Raw genomic sequence first — 25,541 nt, forward strand, 5'->3', positions numbered from 1 at the left:
GATATAGATAATATAAGTGAATTATGACATTTATAGAAGTACGCACAATTTTGTCGCATAGAGACAAAATTGTCCCATTTTACTGAAATCAATACTTTATGCATAAAAAAAGAGCCTAAATAATTAGGCTTCTTTCAAGATAATTTTATTTTGGATAGATAAATCCGATTTTAATTCGTAAATGATGGGTTCTCCATTTTCAACTTCGACTCCATCAATACCCTGGTCAGAAATGTTCTCCAAATATTTAATTAATGCTCGCAAAGAACTTCCATGTGCGACTACCAATTGATTTTGTCCTTCCATTAATCTAGGAGCAATTTGATCAATCCAGTATGGTAGCAAGCGATTATAAGCCATATGTAAACTTTCACCCAGTGGTTCATTCAAAATTCCATTAACCGCATATCGTCGATCATCATCGGGATGCTCTAGCAGGGGTGGTACTGCATCAAAACTCCGACGCCATAAAGCAACCTGCTCCTTACCATAAATTTGGCGGGTCTCATCCTTATTTTGTCCCCTTAAAGCCCCATAATGGCGTTCATTTAATCGCCAAGTCTTATTAATCGGTAACCAATTTTGATTAAGATCATCTAAAACGATATTAGCAGTCACAATCGCGCGCTTCAGCATTGAAGTGTGAACCATATCAAAATTAATTCCTAATTTAGCAATTAATTTTCCTGCTCGTTGTGCTTGCTTAATACCAAGCGGAGTAAGCGGAACATCCGACCACCCTGTATAAATATTATCACGATTGGCGGTACTTTCCCCATGCCTAATTAAAACTAATTTAGCCAATTCTTTTCTCTCCCTGCTCAATATTAATTCAATCTTATCGTTCAACTCTACTTCATTGTTATTCATTTTCTAACTAGTTGCAAGTCTTAATCCCATTAAAACTTTTTACATGAAGATACTAAAAAACTGTGGTCCACATTACGAACCACAGTTTAGTTTTAATTCCAATGATTAAATTCTAATCAACATACTTCCATAGTCCAGACCCGCACCAAACCCAGTCATTAAAACAGTTTTAGGATTAGGATCTTTTTCTTGGAGTTGAGCCAATGCCATTGGAATTCCAGCTGATGAAGTATTTCCATATTGTTCAACATTCGTAACAAATTTTTCCATTGGAATGTTAATCGTTTCAGAAATCTTTTCAATAATTCTTAAGTTAGCTTGATGACAGATTACGTAATCAACCTTATCATGTAAATCATTTCGATTTAAAATTTCTACCATTTGAGGAGGAACTACTCCGGTAGCAAAACTAAAAACATCTCGTCCACTTTGGAAAAAAGCGTCGATTGTTGGAAAGTTATTAGCTTTCACAGCCGTTAAAGCCGGAATTCGGCCGCTATGAATATACTCATTTTTTTCCGCTAAGGTGGCTAATTCTTCGTCAATAAAGAAATCTTCTGTGTTATGCGCATCAGCAGAAATAATTACACCACCCGCTCCGTCACCAAAAAATACTGCGGAGGTCCGATCTTTAAAATCCATCATTTTAGAATTGGTTTCCGCACTAATCACCATCGCGTTTCGGTAACGTCCAGAACGCATAAATTTTTCAGCCGTACTTAGCCCAAAAACAAATCCAGCACAAGCAGCCGATATATCAAAAGCAATAGCATTTTTGGCACCTAACTTAGCTTGCACAATGGTTGCAGTAGCCGGAGTTAAAGCGTCTGGCGTAATCGTTGAAAGAATAATAACATCGATTTGATCAGCCGTTAAACCACTTTCGTTTAATAATTTTTGTCCCACTTCGACTGCTAAGCTTGATGTATTCTCTTCGCCCATGGCATAATGACGAGTTTGAATTCCTGTGTGGGATTGAATCCACTCATCATTTGTATCCATAATTTTGGATAACTCATCGTTATCAACCACCCGTTCGGGTACATAATGTGCTGTAGATAAAATTTTTAAACTCATTTTAAGCTTCTTCCTCACTTTGTTTATCATTCTATTCTACCAGTAAAATATTATTTGTGAAAATAGTGTGCGTGACAGATCACATCTAACAAACGTTTTCATTGTTGTAACAATCGGATTAATTAAGTTCTTATAATTATATTAAGAAATCTAATGGATCTCATGTAGAAAACTTGCCTTTTAATCGTTAAATAATTATGCTTAATTAATAAGACAATGGAACAATACTGGAGGAATATTAATGTTTAATTTTTCAATTAGCTGGCTTATTTTTTGGATGAAAGGTCGCGTCGAAGTGGACAACCAATCTGTTCGTAGTCGCATCCCTCGTCTATTACTATGGGTTTTCCCTTATGGTCTAATTTCTAAAGACATTGCACTAAGTGATATTAAATCTACCAGCATCAAAGGTAAAAATCAGTTTTTCCCGCTACTACTTGGTTTAATTTTAATTGTTTTAGGAGCTTTAAGTGCCATGAATAAAGGCTTAGCAATCGGAATTTTAGCCATCATTATCGGTTTAATTCTAGGTATTGCCGGATTCAAGGCCCGTTTAACAATCGAAACTGCCACTGGTCGTTTTAACATTGACGTTCCTGCTTCTCAAAAAGAAGCTTTGTTTAAAATAGAACGAGAAATTCAAAATCGTCAAAAACAACCCGAACCAAAGATTAAAGAAAATCAGGTACTTGAGGAACTTTAACATTTATTTGGACCATAAAAATAACCCATAACTATTAAAGTTGTGGGTTATTTTTTATTATAAATTATTTTTATCTAACATTTTTATCAAATCTTTACGGCTATCATTAGGAATTTTCTGAGCATACACTGTTAATCCACGTTCGTGTAGGGTTCGGATTGTAGCAATCTCTTCTTTACCAACCGCAATCGCATCTGTTAGCATCGTCATATCTACGGCGTATGCCAAACTGCCCACATCAATCCCTAAATCAGAGACATCGATACCGCCATCAACCAGCTTCAACATATCTTGTAGGGTTTCCGTTAAAAGTAACACTTTAAAAGAATCAAATTGCGAATCTTGATAAATTCGAATCATTTTTTCAACCGTAATCACGTTTACTAATATTCCAGGAGGCGCAGCTTGAGTAATCAACGTTTTACGTAAATTATCTTCTGCAACGCTATCTGAAACGACTAAAATCCGATTAGGTTTAACCTTTTTAGCCCAAGCAGTCGCTACTTGCCCATGCAAGAGCCGACTATCGACACGAGCCAGTAGAATGTCCATCGTCATATCACCGTGTCCTCCAAAATTAAGATTAGTTTTAATCTACCTCACTTAGGATTGTATCATTTTTTTCTTGCCATGTTTCCAACAATTTATAAACATAAAATTCTTCACTTGGAGTCATTTCAATTTGAATCCTTCTCAAATACTTATCATCCGCTTTTTGTATCAATTTAAACCACACTTCATCCTGAACCGCAGCCAATTCTTCCGGTGCTGTTTCCATCGGATTATTGGTAAGCATTCTTTCCACTGCTCCCGCAATATGCATAATTAAATTGATGCGGAAGGATTCACTAAATTCCACTTTCTTAGTTTCTGCCAAGTAATCCACATAATTCCATAAAATATCCGTGAACTTATCCGCATTCAAGAAAACAAAGTACTGTGATAAATATTGACGACAAACGCTACGCGTCAATTTAGAGTCTTGTTCATCAAGCACCCATGATACTTCGCTACGTTCTGCCAACTGTCGAACGAACTTTTCTCCTCCACCCTGTAAAAGTGTTTGAAGAGGCATAAATGGTACTCCAATTTGTGGATTCATTACTCCAGTCGCTGCGACAATCGTATATTTGGTGTTAATTTGTTGGATATGATCTTGCATGTTTACTATGGAGATCGGAAAAACTTTGATATCCTCAATTAAATTTTGAACTAAGAGTTGATCTAGTAAATCTTTAATTTTTTTGGCGGTTCCTTCACCTGTGGAGCATACCGCAACGATCGCTTTGGGTTTCCCAGAAATCATGGATAGATCTTCTGCTCTTTCTTCAACGTTACTTTCATCCGCAATTGCAACTCTGGAGTATCCGTGAAATTCACGTAGTTCAGCATAAATATCGTTCAAATCACTATCGATAAAAGAAGCTTTTCTGGTCGCTTCCAAGACCATCGCCGTCGTTACCATATCAATAACTTTAACCGGAATTTGAGTTTCTTCCGTGATTTTAGATCCAAAGGTACTTAGGGATCCCATATCAACTAGTAGAAGTACTCCTTCCCCCTGGTTAGCAGCTCGGACTCGCTCCACAATCCCCTTATACGCCGTTTGCGGATTCATGTCGAGCGGCATATCAAAAGCTTGAATCGAGTTGTCAGATAATAATTGAGAGACGACTTGTGTCATAGAACTAGCTGTACTACTTCCATGAGCTGCCACCACAATACCGACTTGACCATTACTAGTTGGGACCGTTCTTAGTGAAATTAAAAGGACTGCTAAATAGTAACTCTCTGATTCAGGAATTGGCATTCCATACCGCTGTTCTAGCATTTCCTTAATCGATTTAGCAACCGCCAACTCTTCTGGATAATCCTTAACCATTGCAACTAAATCATTGCCCATCAACCGCATCGGTTTTCCAGATTGAATTCGTTTAATAAATGAACTAATATGCAAACTCATTGCATATATAAAGTTCTCTTTAAAATGATAATCTAATTGATTTTCAATCTTAGGCTGAACCTGTTTAGCAAAATCAATAATCCCTTTATCCACAATTTCAGCTAGTTTACTTTCTGCTTGACGAGTGTCTGATTCATTCTTATAGAAAGATTTTAAATGTAGGTTAATATCCGTAGTAATAAAATTATTGATATTTTCTTGGTCAAGACCCTCTTCACGTAACATCATCGCTTTATCGCCAATGATTTCATACAAATTATAGGGCAGTTCATAGCTATCTTTACGGCTAACGGGAGTTGCATAAGTTGATCCCGGTTTAATTACCATGTAGGGTTCTAGTAACTTCGAAATTGCCCCAAGTTCAGCCCGGTTAGAGGCTAAATTTAGTAATCCATCCTTAATATTTGACGGCAAATCATCCGCTGTAATCATGATTTCGCCTTCATTCTCGATATTGTTCAAAAATCCCTTAGCGCACACTAATTGAATATTAGATTTTAATTGACCCACATTTCCATACGTAACACTACCTAATAAAGCTTGGACAACATCTTCGGTTAATGTAATTTCTTTGTTAGTTCGGTTGGCTTCAATTGTTACCAATGAACGTAGAAGGTCAATTCGTTCTTCCGGACTACGTTTATTAAATGCCGGAAGTTGAATGGTAATTGGAATTCGACGAACAAAAGTCTGTAGCAATGAACTTTCTGGATCTTCCGTTGTAGCACAAACTAAGCGAACGTCGGCATGATGGTTCTTGGAAGTTTCCCCCAACCGATTATAAGTACCATGATCCATAAAATAGAAAATCATTTCTTGACCTTCTGGTGGAAGTCGATGAACTTCATCCAAGAAGAGCATCCCACCATCGGCCTCTTGAATCAAGCCATCTTGCTCATCATTTGCCCCTGTAAATGCACCTTGAATGTAACCAAATAGATGGGACATCAATAATTCCGGATTGTGTGCATAATCAGCACAATTAAAGGTTACCAACTGTTGCTGACGATCAATTAAACCCTTGGTTTGGGCAAATTCAAACATCGCATTGGCAAAGTATGTTTTACCAGAACCAGTCGGGCCAATAATTAATGTGTTCAGTCCTCTTGGTGGATACAACATGGCTGCCTTGGCTTGTTCAATTTGGTTGTGCATGCTTCGACTCTTGCCAATCATTCGATCAAAAATATTAGTATTTTTATTTAAAGTAACCGGTCGAGTGGGTTCTTCAAGGGTACCTGCTAATTTCTTCTTCCCCAGGTCCATTCCACTAATACCATCTTCAATGTGATAGCTAGATGGATCTTGACTGGATTGTTTGGGAAGTTGTCCTTCTTTTGTCAAAGGTCGACAATAACGTACAGGCCGTCCACTAATCTTGGATAACTTATTCTTACGAACTAATTCATTTAGTTCCTTGCTAACATTGCTTCGAGCAATGTTCAAGTTCTCTGCGATTAAACTCGTCGTTAACGCAGCTTGCTCCTTTAATTCCGTATCGGAAACATTTTGCGTATTTTCAATAACATATTCATAAATTCTATCTTGTCTTTTCATTTTCTCACCGCAATCTGTATTAATACACTAATTAATACAATACAGTTTAACACAGTTTCAAAACAAACGCTTTCAAACAAAAAACTATGCTAAAAAACTCATCTTTCCGTCCCTCGTCCAAATATTTTTTAGACTTGCTTTAATCAGGTCGTCTCAAATCGCTTTTTAGCATAGTTTCAAATGATTATTTAATTATTATTTAGCTTTACGCTTGAAAATGCTCATTACTCCTCGTTTGATTACGTCCCAAACCCCTAACGAACGTACCATGCGGTCAGCATCAACATGTTTTCTAATTTCTCTTAAAACTTCATGGGTTTTTTTAGAAGCGAAACTATAGGTTCCACTTCGTTTAGTTTTAATGGCAAATCTTGGAATCCATCTACCCCCAAAGACCAAGGAAGCAATCACTGTATCAACTTCTTCCCAAGGAATTTGAATGAAGTTTTCAACATTACGATTGTCAAAAAATTCAAAACCGTGATCGCCAATCATAATTTTTCCGTAATCACCCATCCCCAAAAATGAGGTAGCATCGATTACCAAATCTGCTTTTGTATTAATTGATTGAGCCATTCAAATTACTCCATTCTTCTTTTTATCCAATTATAATACTTAAGGTACATTTCACCAAAAATTTTAATAAAAAAAGCCTAGGCCATAGCCCAGACTTAATTTAAGTTTATTACATAACGTGGAGTACGTGAAGTACAACACCAACGATGAATAAACCAAAGATAACAACGATAGGAGAAACACCCTTCTTAAGTAACCACATGCAAAGAAGTGTTAGAAGTAATCCAGCAAGTCCTGGAATTAATTGATCCAAGTTATCTTGCAATGTTGTAACTTTTTCTGGAGTTAATGAAAGACCAGCAGCTTGTTGTTGCAATGCTTCTTGAATTCCTTTAGCACCACTTGGAAGGTTTGCCCAGTCGATGTAAGCACCTTTACTTTGTTTAACAGTTGAAACAACTGGTGTGAACTTAACAGTAACCCAACGGTTAATCAATGAACCAAGGATAAACATACCCAAGATTGAAGCACCTTTAGTAACGTCTTGTAGTAAACCACCAGACATGTCTTCTGTAATCTTTGAACCAGCTTTATAACCAAATTCTTGTGTATACCATGTGAATCCCATACGAATAGCATTCCAAAGTACGAAGTAAAGAATTGGTCCAAGGATGTTACCACCCAAAGCAAGTGAAGCAGCTAAAGCACCAATAATTGGCTTAACTGTAAACCAGAATACCGGATCACCAACACCGGCAAGAGGTCCCATCATACCAACTTTAACCCCTTGAATCGCAACGTCATCAATAGGAGCACCATTAGCACGTTCTTCTTCAAGAGACATTGTTACACCAAGGATAGGTGCAGCTAAGTATGGATGAGTATTAAAGAATTCCATGTGACGTGTCAAAGCTGCGGCACGGTCTTCTTTTGTCTTGTATAACTTTTTAAGAGCTGGGATTAATGTATATGCCCAACCACCATTTTGCATACGTTCGTAGTTCCATGAACCTTGAAGGAATGTTGAACGTAACCAAACATGAATACGATCTTTTTTAGTTAATTGAACTTTTTCTTGCATTTTCTGTTGGCCTCCTTTTAGTATTTATCAATTATATCGCCGAGCGGATCACCGGAACCTGAGTTGCCTCCGTTACTTGAACCACCCATTTTTGAAAGGGTTAAGTAGATAAGAGCCAAAGCAATACCGATTGTACCTAAAGCGATAAGTGTCAAATCAGGGATAGTTGCTAAAACGAAACCAAGCGCGAAGAAAGGCCAAACTTCTTTAGTAGCCATCATGTTGATAACCATTGCATAACCAACGGCAACAACCATACCACCACCAACTGATAGACCGTCTGTCAACCAAGCAGGCATAGCAGCAAGTAAACTACGTACGGGACCAGCACCGATTGCAAGAATCAATCCAGCTGGGATAGCGATACGTAAACCTTGCATACAGATAGCAACATAGTGCCATGCTTCAAGTTTACCGAAGCTACCTTCTTTAGCAGCAGCATCCATAACGTGAACGATAAGAGTTGCAAGTGTACGAGCAATGATTGTTAATAATAGTCCAGCTACAGCTAAAGGAACAGCAAGAGCGATAGCTGATGAAACACCAGCTTTACCTTGGCCACCTAAAACTAAAATAATAGCAGAAGCTACAGAAGCCAAAGCAGCATCAGGAGCTACAGCAGCCCCAACGTTAGCCCAACCAAGAGCGATCATTTGAAGTGAACCACCTAAGATAAGGCAAGGTACTAAGTTACCAGTTACTAAGCCGATTAAAGTACATGCGATTACTGGTTGATGGAAATGGAATTGATCCAAGATACCTTCCACACCAGCTAAAAACGCTACGATAACGACTAAAATCATTTGAATTGCATTCAATGCCATGATTATTAATCCTCCGTTATAATTAAATTATTTTTTTGCGTTAAGCTCATCTTGAGCTTTCTTCATAATTGCATCCATATTGTCTTTTGAATCGGTTGGAACTTTACGAACATCAAGTTCAACGTTCATGTCTTCCAACTTCTTGTAAGTATCAATATCATTTTGGTCAAAAGCCAATACCTTATTAGGTTGAACTTTACCAGGTGAATGTGCCATTGAACCAACGTTTAATGACTTAAGTGGAACGCCACCTTCGATTGCTCTCAAAGCATCTTGTGGTGTTTCAAATAATAGCATGGCACGGGTTCCACCAAAATGTTGATCATCCTTAGCAAGTTTAATCATTTGATCAATAGGAACGATATGAGCCTTAACTCCTGATGGAGCAGCTTGCTTGATCATTGAAGAACGAAGTTCATCTTTAGCAACGTTATCAGAAACAACGATGATTCGATCTGGTTTAGTCGTCTTTGTCCAAGCTGTAGCAACTTGTCCATGAAGTAAACGAGTATCGATACGAGCTAAGACATAATCGAAGTGTCCTGGACGACCAGAAGCAACTTGTGCGCTTTCTGCTGCCTTTGGAGCTTCTTCTGGTTGAAGAGCTTCGGGACGAACCTTAACCCCTTCTTTAGCAGTTTCAATGATATGAGCAGCAATTTCTTGTGCTGATTCCATTGATAAACGTGAAGCATAAGCTTCGATTAGCATTGGCAAGTTCAAACCGGCAACGATTGCCCATTTGTCCTTGTGTTCTTCAAACAAGTTGTTAACTTGATTAAATGGAGTGCCTCCCCATAGGTCGACTAAGAATAATACTTCGTCTTGGTTACTAAAAGAAGCAACTGCTTCTTGAAGTTTTGCTCTGATATCGTCAGGGCCTTCACTTGGCATTAATGTAACAGCTTTAACGTCTTCTTGTTCACCGAAGATCATTGAACCTGATTGCAAAATACCTTTAGCAAATTCGCCGTGACTAGCAATGATAATTCCAACCATCTGTCTGTATACCTCCCATATTATATTGTTACAGCTTAATCAAAAAATAAATAAAATAAGTTCTAAAACCTGTAACTTAAATCTAAATTGAACGTTTATTCGTTTGGAAACCAACTTAAATTAAAATTTTCAAAAAACGCTTTCAATTATCTAGGATAAAAGATGGGACTGATTAATCCCATCGTGTTTTTCAAAGTTTAAGTTTTAATTTAAAATGGCTTCTCCTCAGATAAACATCCATCCATCAAAGTGGTTAAACCCGCTTCGATGTGCGAAACACATTGATAATTCAACATATTTTGCATTCACCTATATATAAGCAAATACCGTGCCAAAATACACTAATGATTAAATACCGTAGAATCAGCATTCTTATTAATACACATCGATACTAATACACTAATTGTGTATTAAAAAGTGTGTCAATATTGAAACAGTTCTTAGAAACACAAAAAGGACTCCTATTTCTAGGAGTCCTTTTTTATTGATGCGGCCAAGAGGGTTCGAACCTCCACCCGAGTAAATTCGGACAGGATCCTTAATCCTGCGCGTCTGCCAGTTCCGCCATGGCCGCAAAAGCTTACTAGATAATAGTATCAAATCTACCTACTGCTAGCAAGACTTTTTTTACGTTTTATTTTAAAAAATCTAATTTATAATAATTTGAGTCGTCCGCGACACTTGCTACACACATACTTGCGTGTATTAATCCGCCTTTGTCGGGGGTATTGTAATCCACAACCTTGGCATTGATATAGTAACTTGGGAGGAGTTCGCCGACGCTTAGAGGTGGTTGGAGCATACCTTAATCCTCCCACCGCTCGTAACAACTGCTGAAAATGTGGGTTTCGATGATCTGGTTTCTCGTTTAACATATGCACAAAATAATGCACTAGTTCATGTTTAATAACCCCGATCAAGGTCGCTTCATCGAATTCTTCCAGCATCAACGGATTAATATCAATATGATGATCATTTAGATGATAGCGACCACCAGTGGTTTTTAAACGTTGATTAAAGACCACCTTATACGGAAAACTTTTGCCAAAGGACTCTTGAGCAATGCGTTGAGTTAATTGTTGCAATTCTAAATCTGTCATTTTAATCCTTAGGAATCATTGTTAATTGAATTCGGTGGCGTTCAACGTCTACACTTTCAACCCAAACTTTAACAATATCCCCGACCGCAACCACATCGCTGGGTTGCTTTACAAAACCTTTCTTTAGTTTTGAGATGTGGACTAAACCGTCCTGTTTAACCCCAATATCTACAAATGCTCCGAAATCAATTACATTTCGTACTGTCCCTTGAAGTTCCATCCCTGGTTTAAGGTCCTCTAGCGTTAGAACATCTGATCGAAGTAATGGCGCCGGCATTTCATCTCGCAAATCACGTCCCGGTTTCTGTAATTCGGCGATAATATCAGCTAAAGTTTCCCAGCCAACGTTAAGCTGTTCAGCGACTGCTTTAACCTGCACTCCCTGTAGTTTTTCGTTAACTTCCGCTTTACCAATGTCTTGCAATTTTAGTCCCAATAACTGCACTAATTGTTTAACAACTGCATAACTTTCAGGATGGATTCCGGTATTATCCAAAATATCATCTCCATCAACAATTCTCAAAAAACCAATTGCTTGTTCATAGGCTTTAGGTCCTAAGCGAGGGACTTTTTTTAATTGTTTGCGAGAATGATAGCTTCCATTTTCCTCTCGAAAATTAACAATATTTTTAGCGGTTGTTTTAGTTAACCCCGAAATATGGGTTAGCAACTCTGGGCTAGCAGTATTTAAATTAACTCCAACTTGGTTAACGGCCGTTTCAACGACGTTATCAAGTTGTTCATGTAAATCTTTTTGCGCAACATCATGTTGATATTGACCGACTCCAACTGCTTGAGGATCGATCTTAATCAATTCTGCTAAAGGATCTTGTAAGCGTCGTCCAATACTAATCGCACTTCTTTCTTCAACTTGAAGATCTGGAAATGCCTCTCGGGCTTCGTTACTAGCAGAATAAACTGACGCTCCTGCTTCATTGACAATTACATAATAGATGGGACGCTTAATTTCTTTAATTAAATTAGCTACAAATTCTTCTGATTCGCGACTTGCTGTTCCGTTTCCAATTGCAATCATTTCAACTTGGTACTTCTCAATGAAATCTTTTAATTGTTTTCCGGCTTTAGCTCGTTTTTCCATTGAAGCTGGTTTATGTGGATAAATCACTAATTTATCTAAAAATTTACCGTTCTCATCAATAACCGCCAACTTACAACCGGTCCGATAAGCTGGGTCAAAACCTAAGACTACTTTTCCCTTTAGAGGAGCTTGCATCAAGAGATGGTATAAGTTTTCACCAAACACCTTAATAGCCTGTTGGTCGCCCATAGCAGTCAGTTCTGCACGTAATTCACGTTCAATTGCTGGGCCAATAAAACGTTTATAAGCATCTTGATATGCATCTTCGACTATACCAACTGCTTCGCCGGTCTTTTTACCAATCAAACGAAAGTGAAGGTATCGTTCGATTCCTTGAGGATCAACCTCAATTTTAGCTCGTAGGACCTTTTCTTTTTCGCCTCGGTTAATCGCTAAAATTTGGTGGGAGGCCACTTGATTCAGTTTTTCACTGAAGTCATAGTAAATCCCATAAACACCGTTCTCATCAATTGCTTGGCCCTTGGGCTTTATTTCTGCCGTTAATCGTCCATTTTTTTTGGTATAACTTCGCACCCATTCACGGATATCAGCCTGGTCCGAGAAGGCTTCGGCTAATATTTCGTGAACTCCTGCTAAAACATCGTCAACACTATTAAGATCCTGTTCTGGATTAATCGCACTTTGAAGTTGCTTAGCTAAAGTTCCTTGTGGAAAACCCAAAATCCAGGTTGCAATCGGTTCTAAACCTGCTTCCTTAGCAATTGTCGCTTTCGTCCGCCGTTTTTGTTTGTAGGGTAAATACAAGTCTTCTACCGTTTGTAGGGCGTCGGCTGTACGAATCTTTTGCGCCAATTCTGGAGTTAATTTTTGTTGATCTTCAATATTTTTTAAAACATCGGCTTTTCTTTTTTCAAGTGTTTCAGTCTGATGGTACGTTGCTTGAATTTCCCGAATTTGAACTTCATCTAAACTTTGAGTTCGTTCTTTTCGATACCGAGCGATAAAGGGAACTGTATTTCCATCCTCTAGCATTTCTAGTGTAGCTTTAATTTGATTTGCTCGATAATCTTTTAACTTAGTTCCGACAATTTTTAAAATTTTTTCTTCCAAAATCATTTTCTCCCATTATCTTAATAATCTAACAAGAAGAGGCTGAGGAACCAACTTCTCCCTCAACCTCTCATGTTGCTATATTAAACATTATGCAAGCAGCATATTCATAATTCTAGTTAACGTCTTGGTAATTTGGCCCATAATTTCTGCTTGAGCCTTTTCAGAAGCATTAAAATCTTCAGCATTAACTTTTTTAGCTTCTGGATTAATCGTATCCACCATTTTTTGACATTCTTCAATATATCGAAGATAATCATGTTTCAAATTTTGGTGTTTCCCGATAAATTTGATAGGAGCTTGCATTTCTGTAAGTTCTTTTTCAATTGAACGGTAGTTATCTGTAGCCAGCTGAAATTGATTCTTAATTTCTGCTAATTTAACTTGATCTAGATCAGCAACTTGTCCCAACTGCATCCATTTTTTTAGTTCTTGAAAGAATGGATCGACCTGGTCTCCTGTTTGTTCAAGTATTTCAGTTAATTTGGAAATTGTACCAGCATAAGTTTGAATATTAGCTCTCATTTAATCTCTCCACTATTTTTTTAAAGTACGTTGTATTAATTTTACCACTTCGACAATCACAATCATCGATAATGATGCAAAAATTACAATCATCCATTGGTGGAGATTTAGGTTGCTAACATGGAATAAATCATTTAATCCTGGCACCACAATTGTTGCGGCTAATAGCACAAACGAAATTACAATTGACCAATTGAAGAACTTATTTTTTAGCGTTGTTGCACTAAAAATAGAACCATGAACTGATTTTGAGTTAAACGCATGAAATAGTTGGATTAAGCCTAATGTTGCAAAGGCCATTGTTAACGCATCTGCGTGAATTTGAGTAGCCGTAGCATGATCTGGAAAACGGAGTGCCATCGCATAAACAAATAAAGTAATAGCCCCTTCTAAAATTCCTTGGTAAATCACATTACTAGCCACGCCTCCTGATAGGAAGCTTGCATTTTTACCACGCGGTTTTTGTTTCATCGCGTCTTTTTCAGCTGGTTCAAGTCCTAACGCAATAGCAGGGAACGTATCAGTGACCAGATTAATCCACAAAATATGAACCGGCGCTAGAATTTGCCATCCCATCATGGTCATTACGAACAAAGTTAATACTTCACCTAAATTAGCCGACAAAAGATACTGAATTGCCTTTTGGATATTAGCAAAAACTTTTCGTCCTTCCTCTACAGCAACTACGATGGTGGCAAAGTTATCATCTGCAAGGACCATATCACTGGCCCCCTTGGAAACTTCAGTACCAGTGATTCCCATTGCCACTCCAATATCTGCCTGTTTCAGGGATGGGGCATCATTAACTCCATCACCAGTCATGGCGACAATCTTCCCCTTTTTTTGCCAAGCATTTACAATTCTAACTTTATGTTCTGGTGCCACTCGTGCGTATACAGCATATTTATCTACATTTCGAGCTAGTTCTTCATCCGTTTGTTGATCAAGTTCGGCTCCCGTGATTACAGCTGTATCAACTTCATCTTCATCAATCATTCCTAAACGTTTGGCAATCGCTCCCGCTGTATCACGATGATCACCAGTAATCATTAAGGTCCGGATTCCTGCTTGTTGGGCTTCTTTAACAGCTTGTGCAACTTCGGTCCGTTCTGGATCAATCATTCCAATTAAACCAGCAAAAATTAAATCTTTTTCCACAGTTTCACTATCTAAGGCTGTAGGAATTTCGTCTAAAATCTGGTAAGCAAATCCTAATACTCGAATAGCTTGTGTAGCTAGTTTGTGATTTGTCGCCCGAATTAGTTTGATTTCAGCATCATTCATTGGGAGAATTTGGTTCTTTTCCACATATTGAGTAGTTCGTTTCAACAACTCATCTGGAGCACCCTTCACTGTTAAAAGATATCTTCCATCTTCCAAAGCATTAATAGTAGACATCAATTTTCTTTCGGAGTCAAATGGAACCTCAGCCACCCGTGGATAACTTTTAATAACTTCGTCCGCTTGATAATTTTTGGAATCATTGAATGCAATCAAGGCGGTTTCCGTAGGATCACCGATCAATTCTCCCTCAATTTTTTTAGTATCATTATTTAAAATCATTAAATCGTATAGCTTTTGTTTAGTATCTGGAATAACCTCTTCGGCATTCAGGAGTTGGTTATCCACAAATACTTTTTCCACAGTCATTTTATTTTGGGTCAATGTCCCTGTCTTATCTGAAGCAATAATTTCAGTACTTCCCAAAGTTTCGACTGCTGGTAATTTTCGAATAATAGCATGTCTTTTAGCCATCCGCTGCGTTCCCAGTGCTAGAGTAATCGTAACAATAGCTGGTAATCCTTCTGGGATAGCCGCTACAGCTAAAGAAATTGCTGTTAATAACATGTCAATTAAGGTTTCTTGTCCACGTAACATCCCTACTATGAATACTACCACCGCAATACCTAAAATTAGCCAAGTTAAAGTTTTACTCAACTTAATCAGGTTCCGTTGCAACGGAGTAATGGTTTCTTCGGCATTATTAATTAAGTCGGCAATTCGCCCAACTTCAGTTTGCATTCCCGTTCCAGTAACCACACCTAGTCCACGACCAAACGTTACATTACTATTCATAAATGCCATGTTTTTACGATCACCTAGTGCCGGATTTTCTCCCTCAATGGGAGCAACTGCTTTATTTACTGGTACAGATTCACCCGTTAGTGCAGCTTCCTCCATCTTAATTGAAGCAGATTCAATTAATCTTAAATCTGCTGGAACGATATCACCAGCTTCGAGCAGAACGATATCGCCCGGGACTAAATCCTCACTTTTTATCGTTTGTACTCTTCCATCTCGGCGAACATGCGCTTGAGGAGCAGCTAAACTTTTCAGTGCGTCAATCGCTTCCTCAGCCTTGGCTTCTTGGAATACTCCAAAAACCGCATTTAAAATAACTACTAGCATGATGATCATTGCATCCACTCCTTCGCCAACAAAGACGGAGATCAGGGCTGCAATCATCAATACGATAATCATCAAATCTTTAAACTGTTCAATAAACTTCTGTAAAAGAGTGGTTTTCTTTTTGGTTGCTAAAACATTTTTTCCGTATTGTTCAGTTCTTTTTTGAACCTCACTAGCAGATAAACCACGCTCTTTATTACTTTGTTCCTGCTTCAAAACCTCTTCTACCGTTAACTGCCATTGCTCTTTGTGCATAATTCCCTTTCCTCCTAGCTATTTTTTAATGCTGGGTATGAAAAAAGACCCATGTGCGCAAGGAATCTTTTCCCACACACATGAGTCTCACTAAATTAAGATAATACCAGATTTATTCTTGTTGGTGATATTATCGCAGATAGTCTGCAAGTTACTCCCTCATGTCTACAATTTGATTATAACCGACCATTCAAACTAATTACAAGCTAAACCCCTTCTCTTAATAATTAGTTGTCGAAAACCGTATAAGGTAAAACTCGTTTATGAGCCGTCCGTTTATACCAACCTTCAATTTTGTCAGCCGCTTCAGAACTAATTTCGCGACCTTCCAGATAGTTGTCAATATCGTCGTAAGTAACCCCTAAGGCCACTTCGTCAGGCAACGCTGGACGCTCCTCTTCTAAATCAGCCGTTGGGGTCTTTTCATAAAGTTCAACCGGTGCGTTGAGCTCTTTTAGCATTGCCTTTCCTTGTCGCTTATCCAAGCGCCAAAGAGGGATAATATCAGCTCCGCCATCACCAAATTTAGTATAAAATCCCGTAACAGATTCTGCAGCATGATCGGTTCCAATTACAATTCCAGCATTACTTCCCGCAATACCATATTGAGCAATCATCCGTTCACGAGCTTTGATATTCCCTTTGTTAAAATCAGAAATTTTTAAATCATTAGCTTCCAACGCAGCAACCATGGCATCTGCCGCTGGTTTGATATCAATTCGAACTACTTCATCGGCTTGCATAAATTCGATTGCTTTCATTGCATCGGATTCATCCGCTTGCACACCATAGGGCAAGCGAACTGCAATGAACCGGTAGTCTTGAATACCCGTTTCTTCCCGTAATTCACGAACCGCAATTTCAGCTAACGCACCGGCAAGGGTTGAATCCTGTCCACCTGAGATTCCGAGCACTAAGGAACGTAAACTAGGAACTTTTTTTAGATAATTTTTCATAAAATCTACACTACGACGAATTTCCTGTTTTGGGTCAATCGTCGGTTGAACCTTTAAAGTTTCAATAATCTCTTTTTGTAATTCTCGCAATTTTATCACCTAGTTTGTTAAAATTTTAGTTTCCCAACATATTCACGGACTCGCTTGATAATAGCAACTTTATTGTCGTAGCAATCTTGTGAAAGATCCACCGGATAATCTTGTGGATTTAAATCCCGTTTGTACTCATCCCACAGAGAATCCAAACTACGACGAGCAAATTCTTTAATCTCAGCCAAACTTGGTCGATCATAAACTAATTTACCATCTTCAAAAATGGTTTGTAAAACTGGACGAGCTTTAAAATCAGTGACCGTTTTATTAATATACGTGTAGTTCGGATGGAACATGTATAGAGACTCTTCTACTCGAGGATCTTCATCCCAAAGAGTGATATAGTCACCTTCCGATTTTCCATCTGAGTTTCTTGAAATACGCCAAACTTGTTTTTTACCTGGAGTAGAAACTTTCTCAGCATTATTTGATAATTTGATGGTATCCACCATTTTACCGTCACGTTCAATTGACACCATCTTATAAACTGCACCTAGCGCTGGTTGATCATATGCCGTAATCAACTTAGTACCAACGCCCCAAACTTCAATCTTAGCTCCCTGCATCTTCAAGTTTTGGATTGTTTTTTCATCTAAATCATTCGATGCAAAAATTTTAGCATTAGGGAAACCTGCTTCATCTAATTGTTCACGAACACGTTTCGATAAATAGGCCATGTCACCACTGTCAATTCGAACTCCTAAGAAATTAATCTTATCGCCCATTTCTTTTGCTACGCGAATAGCATTAGGTACCCCACTTTTTAATGTATCAAATGTATCTACTAGAAAAACACAATCACGGTGAGTTGTCGCATACGCTTTGAAAGCATCATAATCATTCATGTAATATTGAACCAATGCATGCGCGTGTGTCCCACTTACTGGAATTCCAAATTTCTTACCGGCCCGTACATTACTGGTAGCATCGAAGCCACCAATGTAAGCAGCGCGAGTTCCCCAAAGGGCAGCATCCATTTCTTGCGCACGCCGAGTACCAAATTCAAGTAACTTGTCTGAACCAACTACCGACTTAATGCGAGCCGCTTTTGTAGCAATTAAGGTTTGGTAATTGACAATATTCAATAACGCTGTTTCAATTAATTGACAGTCGGCAAGTGGCCCTTCGACTTGTAAAATAGGTTCGTTGTTGAAAACTAGGTCGCCTTCAACTGCAGAACGAATTGTACCTCTAAAATGAAAATCTTTAAGGTAAGCTAAAAAATCGTCTGGATAACCAGCCACATCCTTTAAATATTCAATATCGCTCTCTGAAAAATGTAAGTTACTGATATAATCAATAATGCGGTCTAATCCAGCAAAAACAGCATACCCATTATCAAATGGCATATTTCTGAAAAACACTTCAAAGATCGCCGTCTTGTTGTGAATTCCTTTATTCCAATAGGTTTGGATCATATTGATTTGATACGCATCTGTATGCAAAGTTAATGTGTCATCTGGAAACTCTTTTACCATGATGATTATGCTCCTACTCTTTTATGTTTTTATTTAATCTAACAATACAGTTGTTTTAATTTTATCATTTATACATTAAATCGCAATTTTTAATCTAGGAGACCCTTATGAAATATAATTTTGTTAATATTCTCGGATTTAATTTTCTGAATGTCACTAAATCACAGTTTTTAAAACAAGTTGAAGAAGATCTTCTTCAACATCAAAATCGTTTTATCATCACTGCTAATCCGGAAATCATCATGTTTGCTCGCAAAAATCCTAATTACGCAAAAATTGTGCGTTCTGCTGATTATTTAGTTCCTGATGGGATTGGAATCGTTAAAGCATCCAAGTTCACGAAAACGCCGTTGACAGAGCGAGTAACTGGATATGATGTCTTTACTGAACTCATGCAGTGGGCCAATGAACATCATTCCAAAGCCTACTTCTTAGGTGGGAAACCTGCCGTAATCAAAAAAGTTGTTCATAAAGTTCATCATGAACATCCTGGTATTAATTTGGTTGGTTATCACGACGGCTATTTCAAAGATTCCCTTCCGATTATTGACGAGATTAAAGAACTTCAACCTGAAATAGTTTTTGTAGCTACAGGTTTTCCAAAACAAGAGGAATTTATTGCTAAATATCGTCATTTTACCCCAGCAATCTGGATGGGAATCGGTGGTAGCTTTGACGTCTACGCCGGAACTGTTAAACGGGCTCCTGAATTTTGGCAAAAACATAACGTTGAGTGGTTATATCGTTTATTAAGTGACCCTAAACGAATCAAACGCCAAATAGTATTACCGATTTTTATGATGGAAGCCTTTAAAGCAAATAAAAAGAAGGAAAAATAGGATTAGCCTATTCTTCCTTCTTTTTTATTAACGATTTAAATAAAATTCAAAACGTTCGCCTACATACTGAGTACGTACATATTCAAACGGTGTACCATCTTGAGCATACGATAATTGATGTAAACGTAGAATTGCATCGCCACGTTTAATATCTAAATACTCTGACACTTTTTCAGAAGCCAACATCGCCGAGACGGTTTGTTCCGCACGTCCAATCATCAACCCTGCTTTTTCTTCCAGAGTTTTATAAAGTGATTTAGTCACTTCAGATTTACTAAAATCACTAACTAGCTTTTCTGGAATAGTTGCCGTTTCATAACAAATTGGAACAGCGTCAGCAAATCGAATACGCTCCATCCGCAATACTAGATCACCATCATTTAACTGTAATTTTTCAATTTCACTTAAAGAAGGTTCACTAGTATGGTACGAAATTGTCCGACTAGACGGCTTTTTACCTTGAGCCTCCGTTAATTCCGTAAAACTAGTAACTCCTGAAACCTTTTCTTGAACTTTCTGACTAGCAACATAGGTTCCCGAACCCACCTTACGTTCCAAAATTCCCTCATCAACCAAAGTTGAAATAGCTTGGCGAAGAGTCATTCGACTTACACTAAATTCTGTAGAAAGTTCACGTTCAGCTGGAATTCGCTCTCCCACTTTCCATTTCCCGGCTTCAATCGCCTTTTTGATTTCATTATGAATTTGAATATATACCGGTGAATTCATTCTTGTACCCCTATAATGTTTGACTATTAGTCTTCTTTAGAAAACTTTTTCCCGTAACTATATGTTTCCAATTTGTTAAGGTTGCTATCAAAGACGTTGATATCTGCATCCTTACCAACTTCAAGTGTTCCCTTTGAATCCAAACCAAATTCGCGAGCTTGGTTAACTGAGCTCATTTGTACAGCTTCAGCAATTCCGCAATTAAAGAAACGCATTGCATTTCTAAATGCATCATCAAATGCAAGTACAGAACCAGCTAATGTACCATCTTCCAAACGTGCTTGTTTGTCTTTAACGTAAACTTTTTGTCCACCAAGTTCACTTTCACCTTCAGCAAATCCTTTAGCCCGCATTGAATCTGTAACTAGGTCAATTCGTTCTGGTCCCTTAACTTCGTATGCTAATTTAAGCATATCAGGAACGATATGGAAGCCATCACAAATTAATTCAGCGTAAATGTTGTCTTCTAACATAACGTGTCCAGTTACACCTGGTTCGCGATGCTTAAACTCACGTTGAGCATTGTAAAGATGAGTTGCATGAGTAACAGTACTATTTAGTAGTTCCGCACGAGTTGCGTCTGAATGACCCACTGAAGGCACAATTCCATGGTCTAAACAGTAAGCTTCAAAAGCATCAGATCCCTTATGTTCAGGTGCAATTGTAATCAACTTAACACGACCACCAGATAATTCATTCCATTTACCCAAAAGTTCTGCATCTGGATCCTTGATGTACTCTTCAGGTTGAGCACCCTTATACTTAGTAGAAATAAATGGTCCTTCCAAATGAACCCCTTGGATAACTGGGTTATCTTCAGCAGCTTTCGCAACCCCACGCATTGCTTTTTCAATGTTGGCATTTGATTGGGTCATTGTTGTACAAAAGAAGCTGGTAACCCCTTCGTTAACAACGGCTTTATTTACCATTTCATTGATTTGATCTGGATCACCATCCATGGCATCAAATCCGTATCCACCGTGTGTATGTACATCAATGAATCCTGGAACAATAATCTTTTCTCCAGCATAGAAAACTTGATCATCACCTTGGGCTTTGTATTCGCTCATTGGACCAACGGCTTCAATTTTTTTACCAAATCGAATGTAACCATCTTCAATTTTTTCTAAACCAGTATAAATAGTAGCATGACGCAAAACTGTACTCATGAATTTTCCTCCTAAATTTTTAATCTAAATCCATTATATATCGGTATAGACCAAAAAACAAGATTCTAATGATTGATTTCTTTTGCTACCGTAGCATCGATTCCCTTAACAACCGCTGGTGAAAAGCCTGCTTCTTCCATTGCTAGGAGTCCCGCTACTGTTGTACCACCTGGAGAAGATACTTTATCAATTAAGGCATACGGTATCTCATCGGATTTCAGAACCATTTCTGCGCTACCTTTGACCATTTGAGCAGCGATCTTTGTAGCAGAAGCCTTAGTTAATCCATGTTTAACTCCCGCCCGTGAAAGAGCATCAATAAACAAGTAAGCATAGGCAGGTGCACTACCAGCAATTGCTGAAAAAATTGGAAAGTCTTTTTCAGCAAGTTCCATTGTACTTCCAACAGTTTCAAAGATTTTAACCCCAGACTGAAATGGTTCCATTTTAAGATCACCATTAGCAACGACCGCTGTCATTCCTTCGCCAATTTCAACGTTAACATTCGGCATAATGCGTAAGATAGGTTGTTGCTCATCTAAGCTGGTCTGTAGATCTTCTATACTAATTCCTGATGCCAGTGAGACAACTAACTGATGATGATTTAAATCATCTCTGACTTCGTCTATAACCGTTTTTACTACGTATGGTTTAACCGCTATGACAATGATATCCGAATTTCTAACAAGTTCTTGGTTAGATTTTGTCGCTATTAGTTGATTCTTTTCTGCGAAAGGTCCATAACTTGATTGATGCGCACTGTGTACCAGTATATCTGTGCTTTCAAAATTATTTTTTAACAAACCCTTGATAATCGCTTTGGCCATATTACCTACACCAATAAATCCAATTTTCATAAAAAAAGCCCCCCATTGGTTATTTCATTTTGTTCTCCTTATCCTATCATTAACTAGGCCAATATTGAAAGCCTCCAATTAAAAATTTAAGCTATAAACCTCCAACTAATTACTAATACCATTCTAAAAACGAAACATATTAAAACTACCTGTGATTTATTGATTTAGATACAAAAAAACATCATATCATTGATATGATGTTTCTGAAAACTAGATTGGGCTAGCTGGGATCGAACCAGCGCATGACAGGATCAAAACCTGTTGCCTTACCGCTTGGCTATAGCCCAATATGGTGGAAGGGAGTGGATTCGAACCACCGAACCCGAAGGAGCGGATTTACAGTCCGCCGCGTTTAGCCAGACTTCGCTACCCTTCCATATAAGTTGTCGTCTTATCTATCCGACTTAATAATAATACCCAATCTCGAATAATTTTGCAAGCTTTTTTTTAAACTTTTTTCAAAATTATTTGAGATCGGTTATAAGCAATCGCTGAGTCCATTCAGTGAAGAAATCATCTGAACTCCACTCGTTGATTCGGTTGTTATGATAACCGACTGAATTATTATAATATATTCCATTAGACTTTGCAAGTGGTTTAAAATGATGATGTAAATGTCCTGATATCACCAATTCAGGCTGGTATGTTTCCAACAACTTTTCCATTCTTCTGCTCCCCGCCATTCCATTAATCATGTTCCAAAAGCGGGCATCTTCGGAATAATGAATATACTCATGTCTTACTGCAAAGTGAGTCATAAATAACACTTTTCTCCGACTGGCCTGCTGCATTTGTTGTTCAGTTTGCTTCAACACAATATTCATTCGTTCAATATCTGACATAGGCTGTTCAATTCCAGTATCAATCCAGAAAGACTTTTTCCAACGCCAAAACTGTTCGGTGGTTTTATCAACATTATCTGCAAACGTATAGTCGTACCACCCATTATTTCCAATAATACGCCATTTAGTCCCAGGAACGTCATAGAACTGGTTATGTAAGTATAATGGGCTTAAATTTGATTCTAATTGATTATAGTCGATATCGTTCAACATATCATGATTTCCGGCTATGAAAAAAACTTTAGTGTGTTCTCCCACTAATTCCTGTAGCTTTTCCACGTACTGCATGCTTCGATTAAATTTATTAAATAGGTCTCCTGCTATTAAATATACTCCCACATGTTGTTTTAAAAGATACTCGGCTTGTTTTTGAGCCATTTGATTTTCATCTATTTTGTTCACATCGAAATGATTGTCGCTAGTTGCTGCAATTTTCAAACTATTAACCTCTCTGATAAATCGAATATACTAATTCGTTTTTTTGATATACATCTATAAGACGGACCGGGACTTGCTCCTCTAATCGATCAAAAAGTCGAATACCTGATCCTAAAAAAATCGGGACCGTTGTTAAAATATATGTATCAATTAAATTGGCTTGCACGAGCGGATCAATAAGCTTAGCTCCTCCCACAATCCAAACGTCTTTTCCCTTCTCCTTTTGGATCCTTTTAACTAATTCTACTGGCGACTGTTTCCAGTATTTAATCTTATCTGTATCTTCCCCTAGGTGAGACGTAACAATATACGTCTGCCGATCTGCGTAAACATATTTTTCCGGAGATAATTTTTGTGTTACTTGTTCATAGGTAGTTCTTCCCATAATAACCGTATCTATTTTGGAATACATTTTCTCATAACTGTCATCACTTTCGGTACCATGGACATTTTTCTCCAACCAATCAACGGCACCTTGATCGTCAGCAATGTAATTATCAATACTCATTGCAATAAAAAGTATTACTTTTCTAGCCATAAATCCCTCCAAAATAAAAAGATGAACTAAGCATAACCTAGTTCATCTCTTGAATTCAAATATTTAATTATCTAATCCCTTGCATCTTCTTAGTAATCCATGGTGAACAAATTAATAGTACGAGTGCAAAGACTAGTGTTACAAGACCTAATACAATAAAGTAAGCTACTTCATGTCCTGGGTAGAAGCGAACTAACTGAGCGTTAATTGCTTGTCCAGCAGCATCGGCTAAGAACCACATACTCATCATTTGAGAAGCAAATGCAGCAGGTGCCAATTTGGTTGTTACAGATAAACCAATTGGTGAGATTAACATTTCACCAATTTCAACAATTGCCCAGCTACCAACTAACCAAAGAGCATTAACCTTACCATCAGTACCAAACATCAAACCAGGTAAAGCAATAAATAAGTATGATAGACCCGTAAATACAAGTCCATACGTAAATTTCTTAGGTGATGAAGGTTGCTTCTTACCTAACTTAGTCCATAGCCATGCAAAAATTGGTGTATAAAGCATGATGAATAATGGATTAAGGGACTGGAAGTTAGCGGGCGTAATATGCATCCAACCGTAGTTTAATTGAGTACGATCAGCAGCAAATAATGCTAAAACAACTGAACCTTGTTCTTCAATTGCCCAGAATAACGTTGCAGCGATAAATAATGGCACATAAGCCCATAAACGTGAACGTTCTGTTTTAGAAACCTTACTACTTGAAAACATGATGATAAAGTAAACAATTGGAGCAATAACAGCAATAATACTAATTAATAGAACAACATTATCAATTGTTAATGCATTAGCAACAAACATAACCACTAAAATTAATGCTAATACAATCACACCCATTAAAACTCGAAGACTAAATTTTTTGACTTCATCGGGTTGAATTGGATCTGATGGATATAAACTATCTTTATTTAAATATTTTTTACCATCAATATAATATTGGACTAATCCAAAGAACATACCAATTGCAGCTAATGAGAATCCAGCATGGAAACTCATATTAAAACCAACCCACGAAACAATTATGGGAGCTAATAAAGCACCTAGATTAATACCGAAAACAAAAATACTAAATCCGGCATCACGTCTCGTATCCTCCACGGAATATAGTGATCCAACCATTTCAGAAACATTTGGTTTTAACATACCAGTACCAGCAACAATTAAAGCAATTGATACTAGTAGGGCCGCCCCACCGAAAGGAAGTGAAAGTGCAATATGACCAAACATGATCAATACACCACCGTAAAATACGGTTTTTCGACTACCTAAAATTCGGTCACTGATAAACCCACCAGCAACACTAGCTAGATAAACCAGTGAACCATAAATGGCCATTACTGAAGCAGCAGTGGCTTGACTAAAGCCTAAACCACCCTTGGTTACAGCGTAATACATGTAATAAATTAAAATTGCACGCATACCGTAGTAACTGAAACGTTCCCACATTTCCGTGAAGAACAACGTCATTAATCCACGTGGTTGACCAAGAAATGCTGTATCCTTATCTTGTGTATTCAATTGTATATTTCCTCCATAA

At 37.8% G+C, this 25,541-nt stretch carries 22 protein-coding genes and 3 tRNA genes; 2 read left to right on the plus strand and 23 right to left on the minus strand.

Going from position 1 to position 25,541, the window contains the following annotated elements; all coding sequences use genetic code 11:
• Nucleotides 1-123: 123 nt before the first annotated feature.
• Both PEPE_RS07325 and PEPE_RS07330 read right to left on the minus strand, forming a co-directional pair.
• On the minus strand, nucleotides 124-804 hold the full coding sequence (locus PEPE_RS07325; protein ID WP_002833241.1) for a 2,3-bisphosphoglycerate-dependent phosphoglycerate mutase: 681 nt from the start codon (nucleotides 802-804) through the stop codon (nucleotides 124-126).
• A 171-nt stretch (nucleotides 805-975) separates the two neighbouring features.
• Nucleotides 976-1,947, minus strand: coding sequence for a beta-ketoacyl-ACP synthase III (locus tag PEPE_RS07330; protein WP_002833240.1), 972 nt, complete (start codon nucleotides 1,945-1,947; stop codon nucleotides 976-978).
• A 241-nt stretch (nucleotides 1,948-2,188) separates the two neighbouring features.
• On the opposite strand from PEPE_RS07330, the gene PEPE_RS07335 reads away from it, so the two are divergent.
• Nucleotides 2,189-2,650, plus strand: coding sequence for a hypothetical protein (locus tag PEPE_RS07335; RefSeq protein WP_011673705.1), 462 nt, complete (start codon nucleotides 2,189-2,191; stop codon nucleotides 2,648-2,650).
• 57 nt (nucleotides 2,651-2,707) lie between these two features.
• Here the strand turns inward: PEPE_RS07335 and PEPE_RS07340 are convergent, their stop codons facing one another.
• The 13 genes from PEPE_RS07340 to PEPE_RS07400 all read right to left on the minus strand — a co-directional run bounded on the left by PEPE_RS07340 (nucleotide 2,708) and on the right by PEPE_RS07400 (nucleotide 18,576).
• Nucleotides 2,708-3,208 carry a PTS system mannose/fructose/N-acetylgalactosamine-transporter subunit IIB gene (locus tag PEPE_RS07340; RefSeq protein WP_002833237.1) on the minus strand — a complete coding sequence of 167 codons (501 nt, stop codon included), beginning with the start codon at nucleotides 3,206-3,208 and terminating at the stop codon, nucleotides 2,708-2,710.
• Nucleotides 3,209-3,239: 31 nt separating this feature from the next.
• Nucleotides 3,240-6,170 carry a sigma-54-dependent transcriptional regulator gene (locus tag PEPE_RS07345; RefSeq protein WP_011673706.1) on the minus strand — a complete coding sequence of 977 codons (2,931 nt, stop codon included), beginning with the start codon at nucleotides 6,168-6,170 and terminating at the stop codon, nucleotides 3,240-3,242.
• Nucleotides 6,171-6,365: 195 nt separating this feature from the next.
• The gene (locus tag PEPE_RS07350) at nucleotides 6,366-6,746 is read right to left on the minus strand and encodes a DUF956 family protein (protein WP_002833235.1); all 381 of its coding nucleotides are present in this window, start codon (nucleotides 6,744-6,746) and stop codon (nucleotides 6,366-6,368) included.
• A 109-nt stretch (nucleotides 6,747-6,855) separates the two neighbouring features.
• Entirely contained in the window at nucleotides 6,856-7,767 is a 912-nt protein-coding gene (locus PEPE_RS07355; protein WP_002833234.1) for a PTS system mannose/fructose/sorbose family transporter subunit IID, read from the minus strand.
• A gap of 17 nt (nucleotides 7,768-7,784) precedes the next feature.
• Nucleotides 7,785-8,591: a PTS mannose/fructose/sorbose transporter subunit IIC gene (locus PEPE_RS07360; RefSeq protein ID WP_011673707.1), complete on the minus strand. Its 807-nt coding sequence runs from the start codon at nucleotides 8,589-8,591 to the stop codon at nucleotides 7,785-7,787.
• 27 nt (nucleotides 8,592-8,618) lie between these two features.
• Complete coding sequence (locus tag PEPE_RS07365; protein ID WP_002833231.1) at nucleotides 8,619-9,590, minus strand: mannose/fructose/sorbose PTS transporter subunit IIA; 972 nt, start codon at nucleotides 9,588-9,590, stop codon at nucleotides 8,619-8,621.
• Nucleotides 9,591-10,078: 488 nt separating this feature from the next.
• A tRNA-Leu gene (locus PEPE_RS07370) sits at nucleotides 10,079-10,164 on the minus strand.
• A gap of 79 nt (nucleotides 10,165-10,243) precedes the next feature.
• Complete coding sequence (locus PEPE_RS07375; RefSeq protein WP_011673708.1) at nucleotides 10,244-10,690, minus strand: SprT family protein; 447 nt, start codon at nucleotides 10,688-10,690, stop codon at nucleotides 10,244-10,246.
• A 1-nt stretch (nucleotide 10,691) separates the two neighbouring features.
• Nucleotides 10,692-12,860: a Tex family protein gene (locus PEPE_RS07380; protein ID WP_011673709.1), complete on the minus strand. Its 2,169-nt coding sequence runs from the start codon at nucleotides 12,858-12,860 to the stop codon at nucleotides 10,692-10,694.
• 90 nt (nucleotides 12,861-12,950) lie between these two features.
• The gene (locus PEPE_RS07385; protein WP_011673710.1) at nucleotides 12,951-13,385 is read right to left on the minus strand and encodes a hypothetical protein; all 435 of its coding nucleotides are present in this window, start codon (nucleotides 13,383-13,385) and stop codon (nucleotides 12,951-12,953) included.
• A 12-nt stretch (nucleotides 13,386-13,397) separates the two neighbouring features.
• Complete coding sequence (locus tag PEPE_RS07390; RefSeq protein ID WP_011673711.1) at nucleotides 13,398-16,049, minus strand: cation-translocating P-type ATPase; 2,652 nt, start codon at nucleotides 16,047-16,049, stop codon at nucleotides 13,398-13,400.
• A 227-nt stretch (nucleotides 16,050-16,276) separates the two neighbouring features.
• Nucleotides 16,277-17,095, minus strand: a complete 819-nt coding sequence (gene nadE / locus PEPE_RS07395; protein WP_011673712.1) for an ammonia-dependent NAD(+) synthetase — start codon at nucleotides 17,093-17,095, stop codon at nucleotides 16,277-16,279.
• A gap of 17 nt (nucleotides 17,096-17,112) precedes the next feature.
• Nucleotides 17,113-18,576: a nicotinate phosphoribosyltransferase gene (locus tag PEPE_RS07400; protein WP_011673713.1), complete on the minus strand. Its 1,464-nt coding sequence runs from the start codon at nucleotides 18,574-18,576 to the stop codon at nucleotides 17,113-17,115.
• Nucleotides 18,577-18,683: 107 nt separating this feature from the next.
• On the opposite strand from PEPE_RS07400, the gene PEPE_RS07405 reads away from it, so the two are divergent.
• A complete protein-coding gene (locus PEPE_RS07405) occupies nucleotides 18,684-19,415 on the plus strand; it encodes a WecB/TagA/CpsF family glycosyltransferase (protein ID WP_002833224.1) in 732 nt (243 codons plus the stop codon).
• 27 nt (nucleotides 19,416-19,442) lie between these two features.
• Here PEPE_RS07405 and PEPE_RS07410 read toward each other — a convergent pair whose 3' ends face one another.
• The 8 genes from PEPE_RS07410 to PEPE_RS07445 all read right to left on the minus strand — a co-directional run bounded on the left by PEPE_RS07410 (nucleotide 19,443) and on the right by PEPE_RS07445 (nucleotide 25,522).
• On the minus strand, nucleotides 19,443-20,144 hold the full coding sequence (locus PEPE_RS07410; protein WP_002833223.1) for a GntR family transcriptional regulator: 702 nt from the start codon (nucleotides 20,142-20,144) through the stop codon (nucleotides 19,443-19,445).
• A gap of 26 nt (nucleotides 20,145-20,170) precedes the next feature.
• On the minus strand, nucleotides 20,171-21,313 hold the full coding sequence (gene nagA / locus PEPE_RS07415) for an N-acetylglucosamine-6-phosphate deacetylase (protein ID WP_002833222.1): 1,143 nt from the start codon (nucleotides 21,311-21,313) through the stop codon (nucleotides 20,171-20,173).
• 65 nt (nucleotides 21,314-21,378) lie between these two features.
• Complete coding sequence (proC, locus tag PEPE_RS07420) at nucleotides 21,379-22,170, minus strand: pyrroline-5-carboxylate reductase (protein WP_002833221.1); 792 nt, start codon at nucleotides 22,168-22,170, stop codon at nucleotides 21,379-21,381.
• A gap of 215 nt (nucleotides 22,171-22,385) precedes the next feature.
• A tRNA-Gln gene (locus tag PEPE_RS07425) sits at nucleotides 22,386-22,457 on the minus strand.
• A gap of 3 nt (nucleotides 22,458-22,460) precedes the next feature.
• Nucleotides 22,461-22,546 (minus strand) — tRNA-Tyr (locus PEPE_RS07430).
• Between the two features lie 88 nt (nucleotides 22,547-22,634).
• The gene (locus PEPE_RS07435) at nucleotides 22,635-23,450 is read right to left on the minus strand and encodes a metallophosphoesterase (protein ID WP_011673714.1); all 816 of its coding nucleotides are present in this window, start codon (nucleotides 23,448-23,450) and stop codon (nucleotides 22,635-22,637) included.
• A 4-nt stretch (nucleotides 23,451-23,454) separates the two neighbouring features.
• Entirely contained in the window at nucleotides 23,455-23,988 is a 534-nt protein-coding gene (locus PEPE_RS07440) for a dihydrofolate reductase family protein (protein WP_011673715.1), read from the minus strand.
• 67 nt (nucleotides 23,989-24,055) lie between these two features.
• Entirely contained in the window at nucleotides 24,056-25,522 is a 1,467-nt protein-coding gene (locus PEPE_RS07445) for a peptide MFS transporter (protein WP_002834588.1), read from the minus strand.
• Between the last annotated feature and the right edge of the window lie 19 nt (nucleotides 25,523-25,541).

Origin of the sequence: Pediococcus pentosaceus ATCC 25745 (assembly GCF_000014505.1) — a bacterium.
GTDB lineage: Bacteria > Bacillota > Bacilli > Lactobacillales > Lactobacillaceae > Pediococcus > Pediococcus pentosaceus.

Bases quoted from the DNA above. Each gene is read 5' to 3' on its own strand.
- PEPE_RS07385 (WP_011673710.1), bottom strand. From the start codon at position 13,385: ATGAGAGCTAATATTCAAACTTATGCTGGTACAATTTCCAAATTAACT.
- PEPE_RS07345 (WP_011673706.1), bottom strand. From the start codon at position 6,170: ATGAAAAGACAAGATAGAATTTATGAATATGTTATTGAAAATACGCAA.
- proC (WP_002833221.1), bottom strand. From the start codon at position 22,170: ATGAAAATTGGATTTATTGGTGTAGGTAATATGGCCAAAGCGATTATC.
- PEPE_RS07330 (WP_002833240.1), bottom strand. From the start codon at position 1,947: ATGAGTTTAAAAATTTTATCTACAGCACATTATGTACCCGAACGGGTG.
- PEPE_RS07350 (WP_002833235.1), bottom strand. From the start codon at position 6,746: ATGGCTCAATCAATTAATACAAAAGCAGATTTGGTAATCGATGCTACC.
- PEPE_RS07375 (WP_011673708.1), bottom strand. From the start codon at position 10,690: ATGACAGATTTAGAATTGCAACAATTAACTCAACGCATTGCTCAAGAG.
- nagA (WP_002833222.1), bottom strand. From the start codon at position 21,313: ATGAGTACAGTTTTGCGTCATGCTACTATTTATACTGGTTTAGAAAAA.
- PEPE_RS07405 (WP_002833224.1), top strand. From the start codon at position 18,684: ATGAAATATAATTTTGTTAATATTCTCGGATTTAATTTTCTGAATGTC.
- PEPE_RS07360 (WP_011673707.1), bottom strand. From the start codon at position 8,591: ATGGCATTGAATGCAATTCAAATGATTTTAGTCGTTATCGTAGCGTTT.
- PEPE_RS07400 (WP_011673713.1), bottom strand. From the start codon at position 18,576: ATGGTAAAAGAGTTTCCAGATGACACATTAACTTTGCATACAGATGCG.
- PEPE_RS07410 (WP_002833223.1), bottom strand. From the start codon at position 20,144: ATGAATTCACCGGTATATATTCAAATTCATAATGAAATCAAAAAGGCG.
- PEPE_RS07390 (WP_011673711.1), bottom strand. From the start codon at position 16,049: ATGCACAAAGAGCAATGGCAGTTAACGGTAGAAGAGGTTTTGAAGCAG.
- PEPE_RS07335 (WP_011673705.1), top strand. From the start codon at position 2,189: ATGTTTAATTTTTCAATTAGCTGGCTTATTTTTTGGATGAAAGGTCGC.
- PEPE_RS07365 (WP_002833231.1), bottom strand. From the start codon at position 9,590: ATGGTTGGAATTATCATTGCTAGTCACGGCGAATTTGCTAAAGGTATT.
- PEPE_RS07355 (WP_002833234.1), bottom strand. From the start codon at position 7,767: ATGCAAGAAAAAGTTCAATTAACTAAAAAAGATCGTATTCATGTTTGG.
- PEPE_RS07440 (WP_011673715.1), bottom strand. From the start codon at position 23,988: ATGGCTAGAAAAGTAATACTTTTTATTGCAATGAGTATTGATAATTAC.
- PEPE_RS07340 (WP_002833237.1), bottom strand. From the start codon at position 3,208: ATGACGATGGACATTCTACTGGCTCGTGTCGATAGTCGGCTCTTGCAT.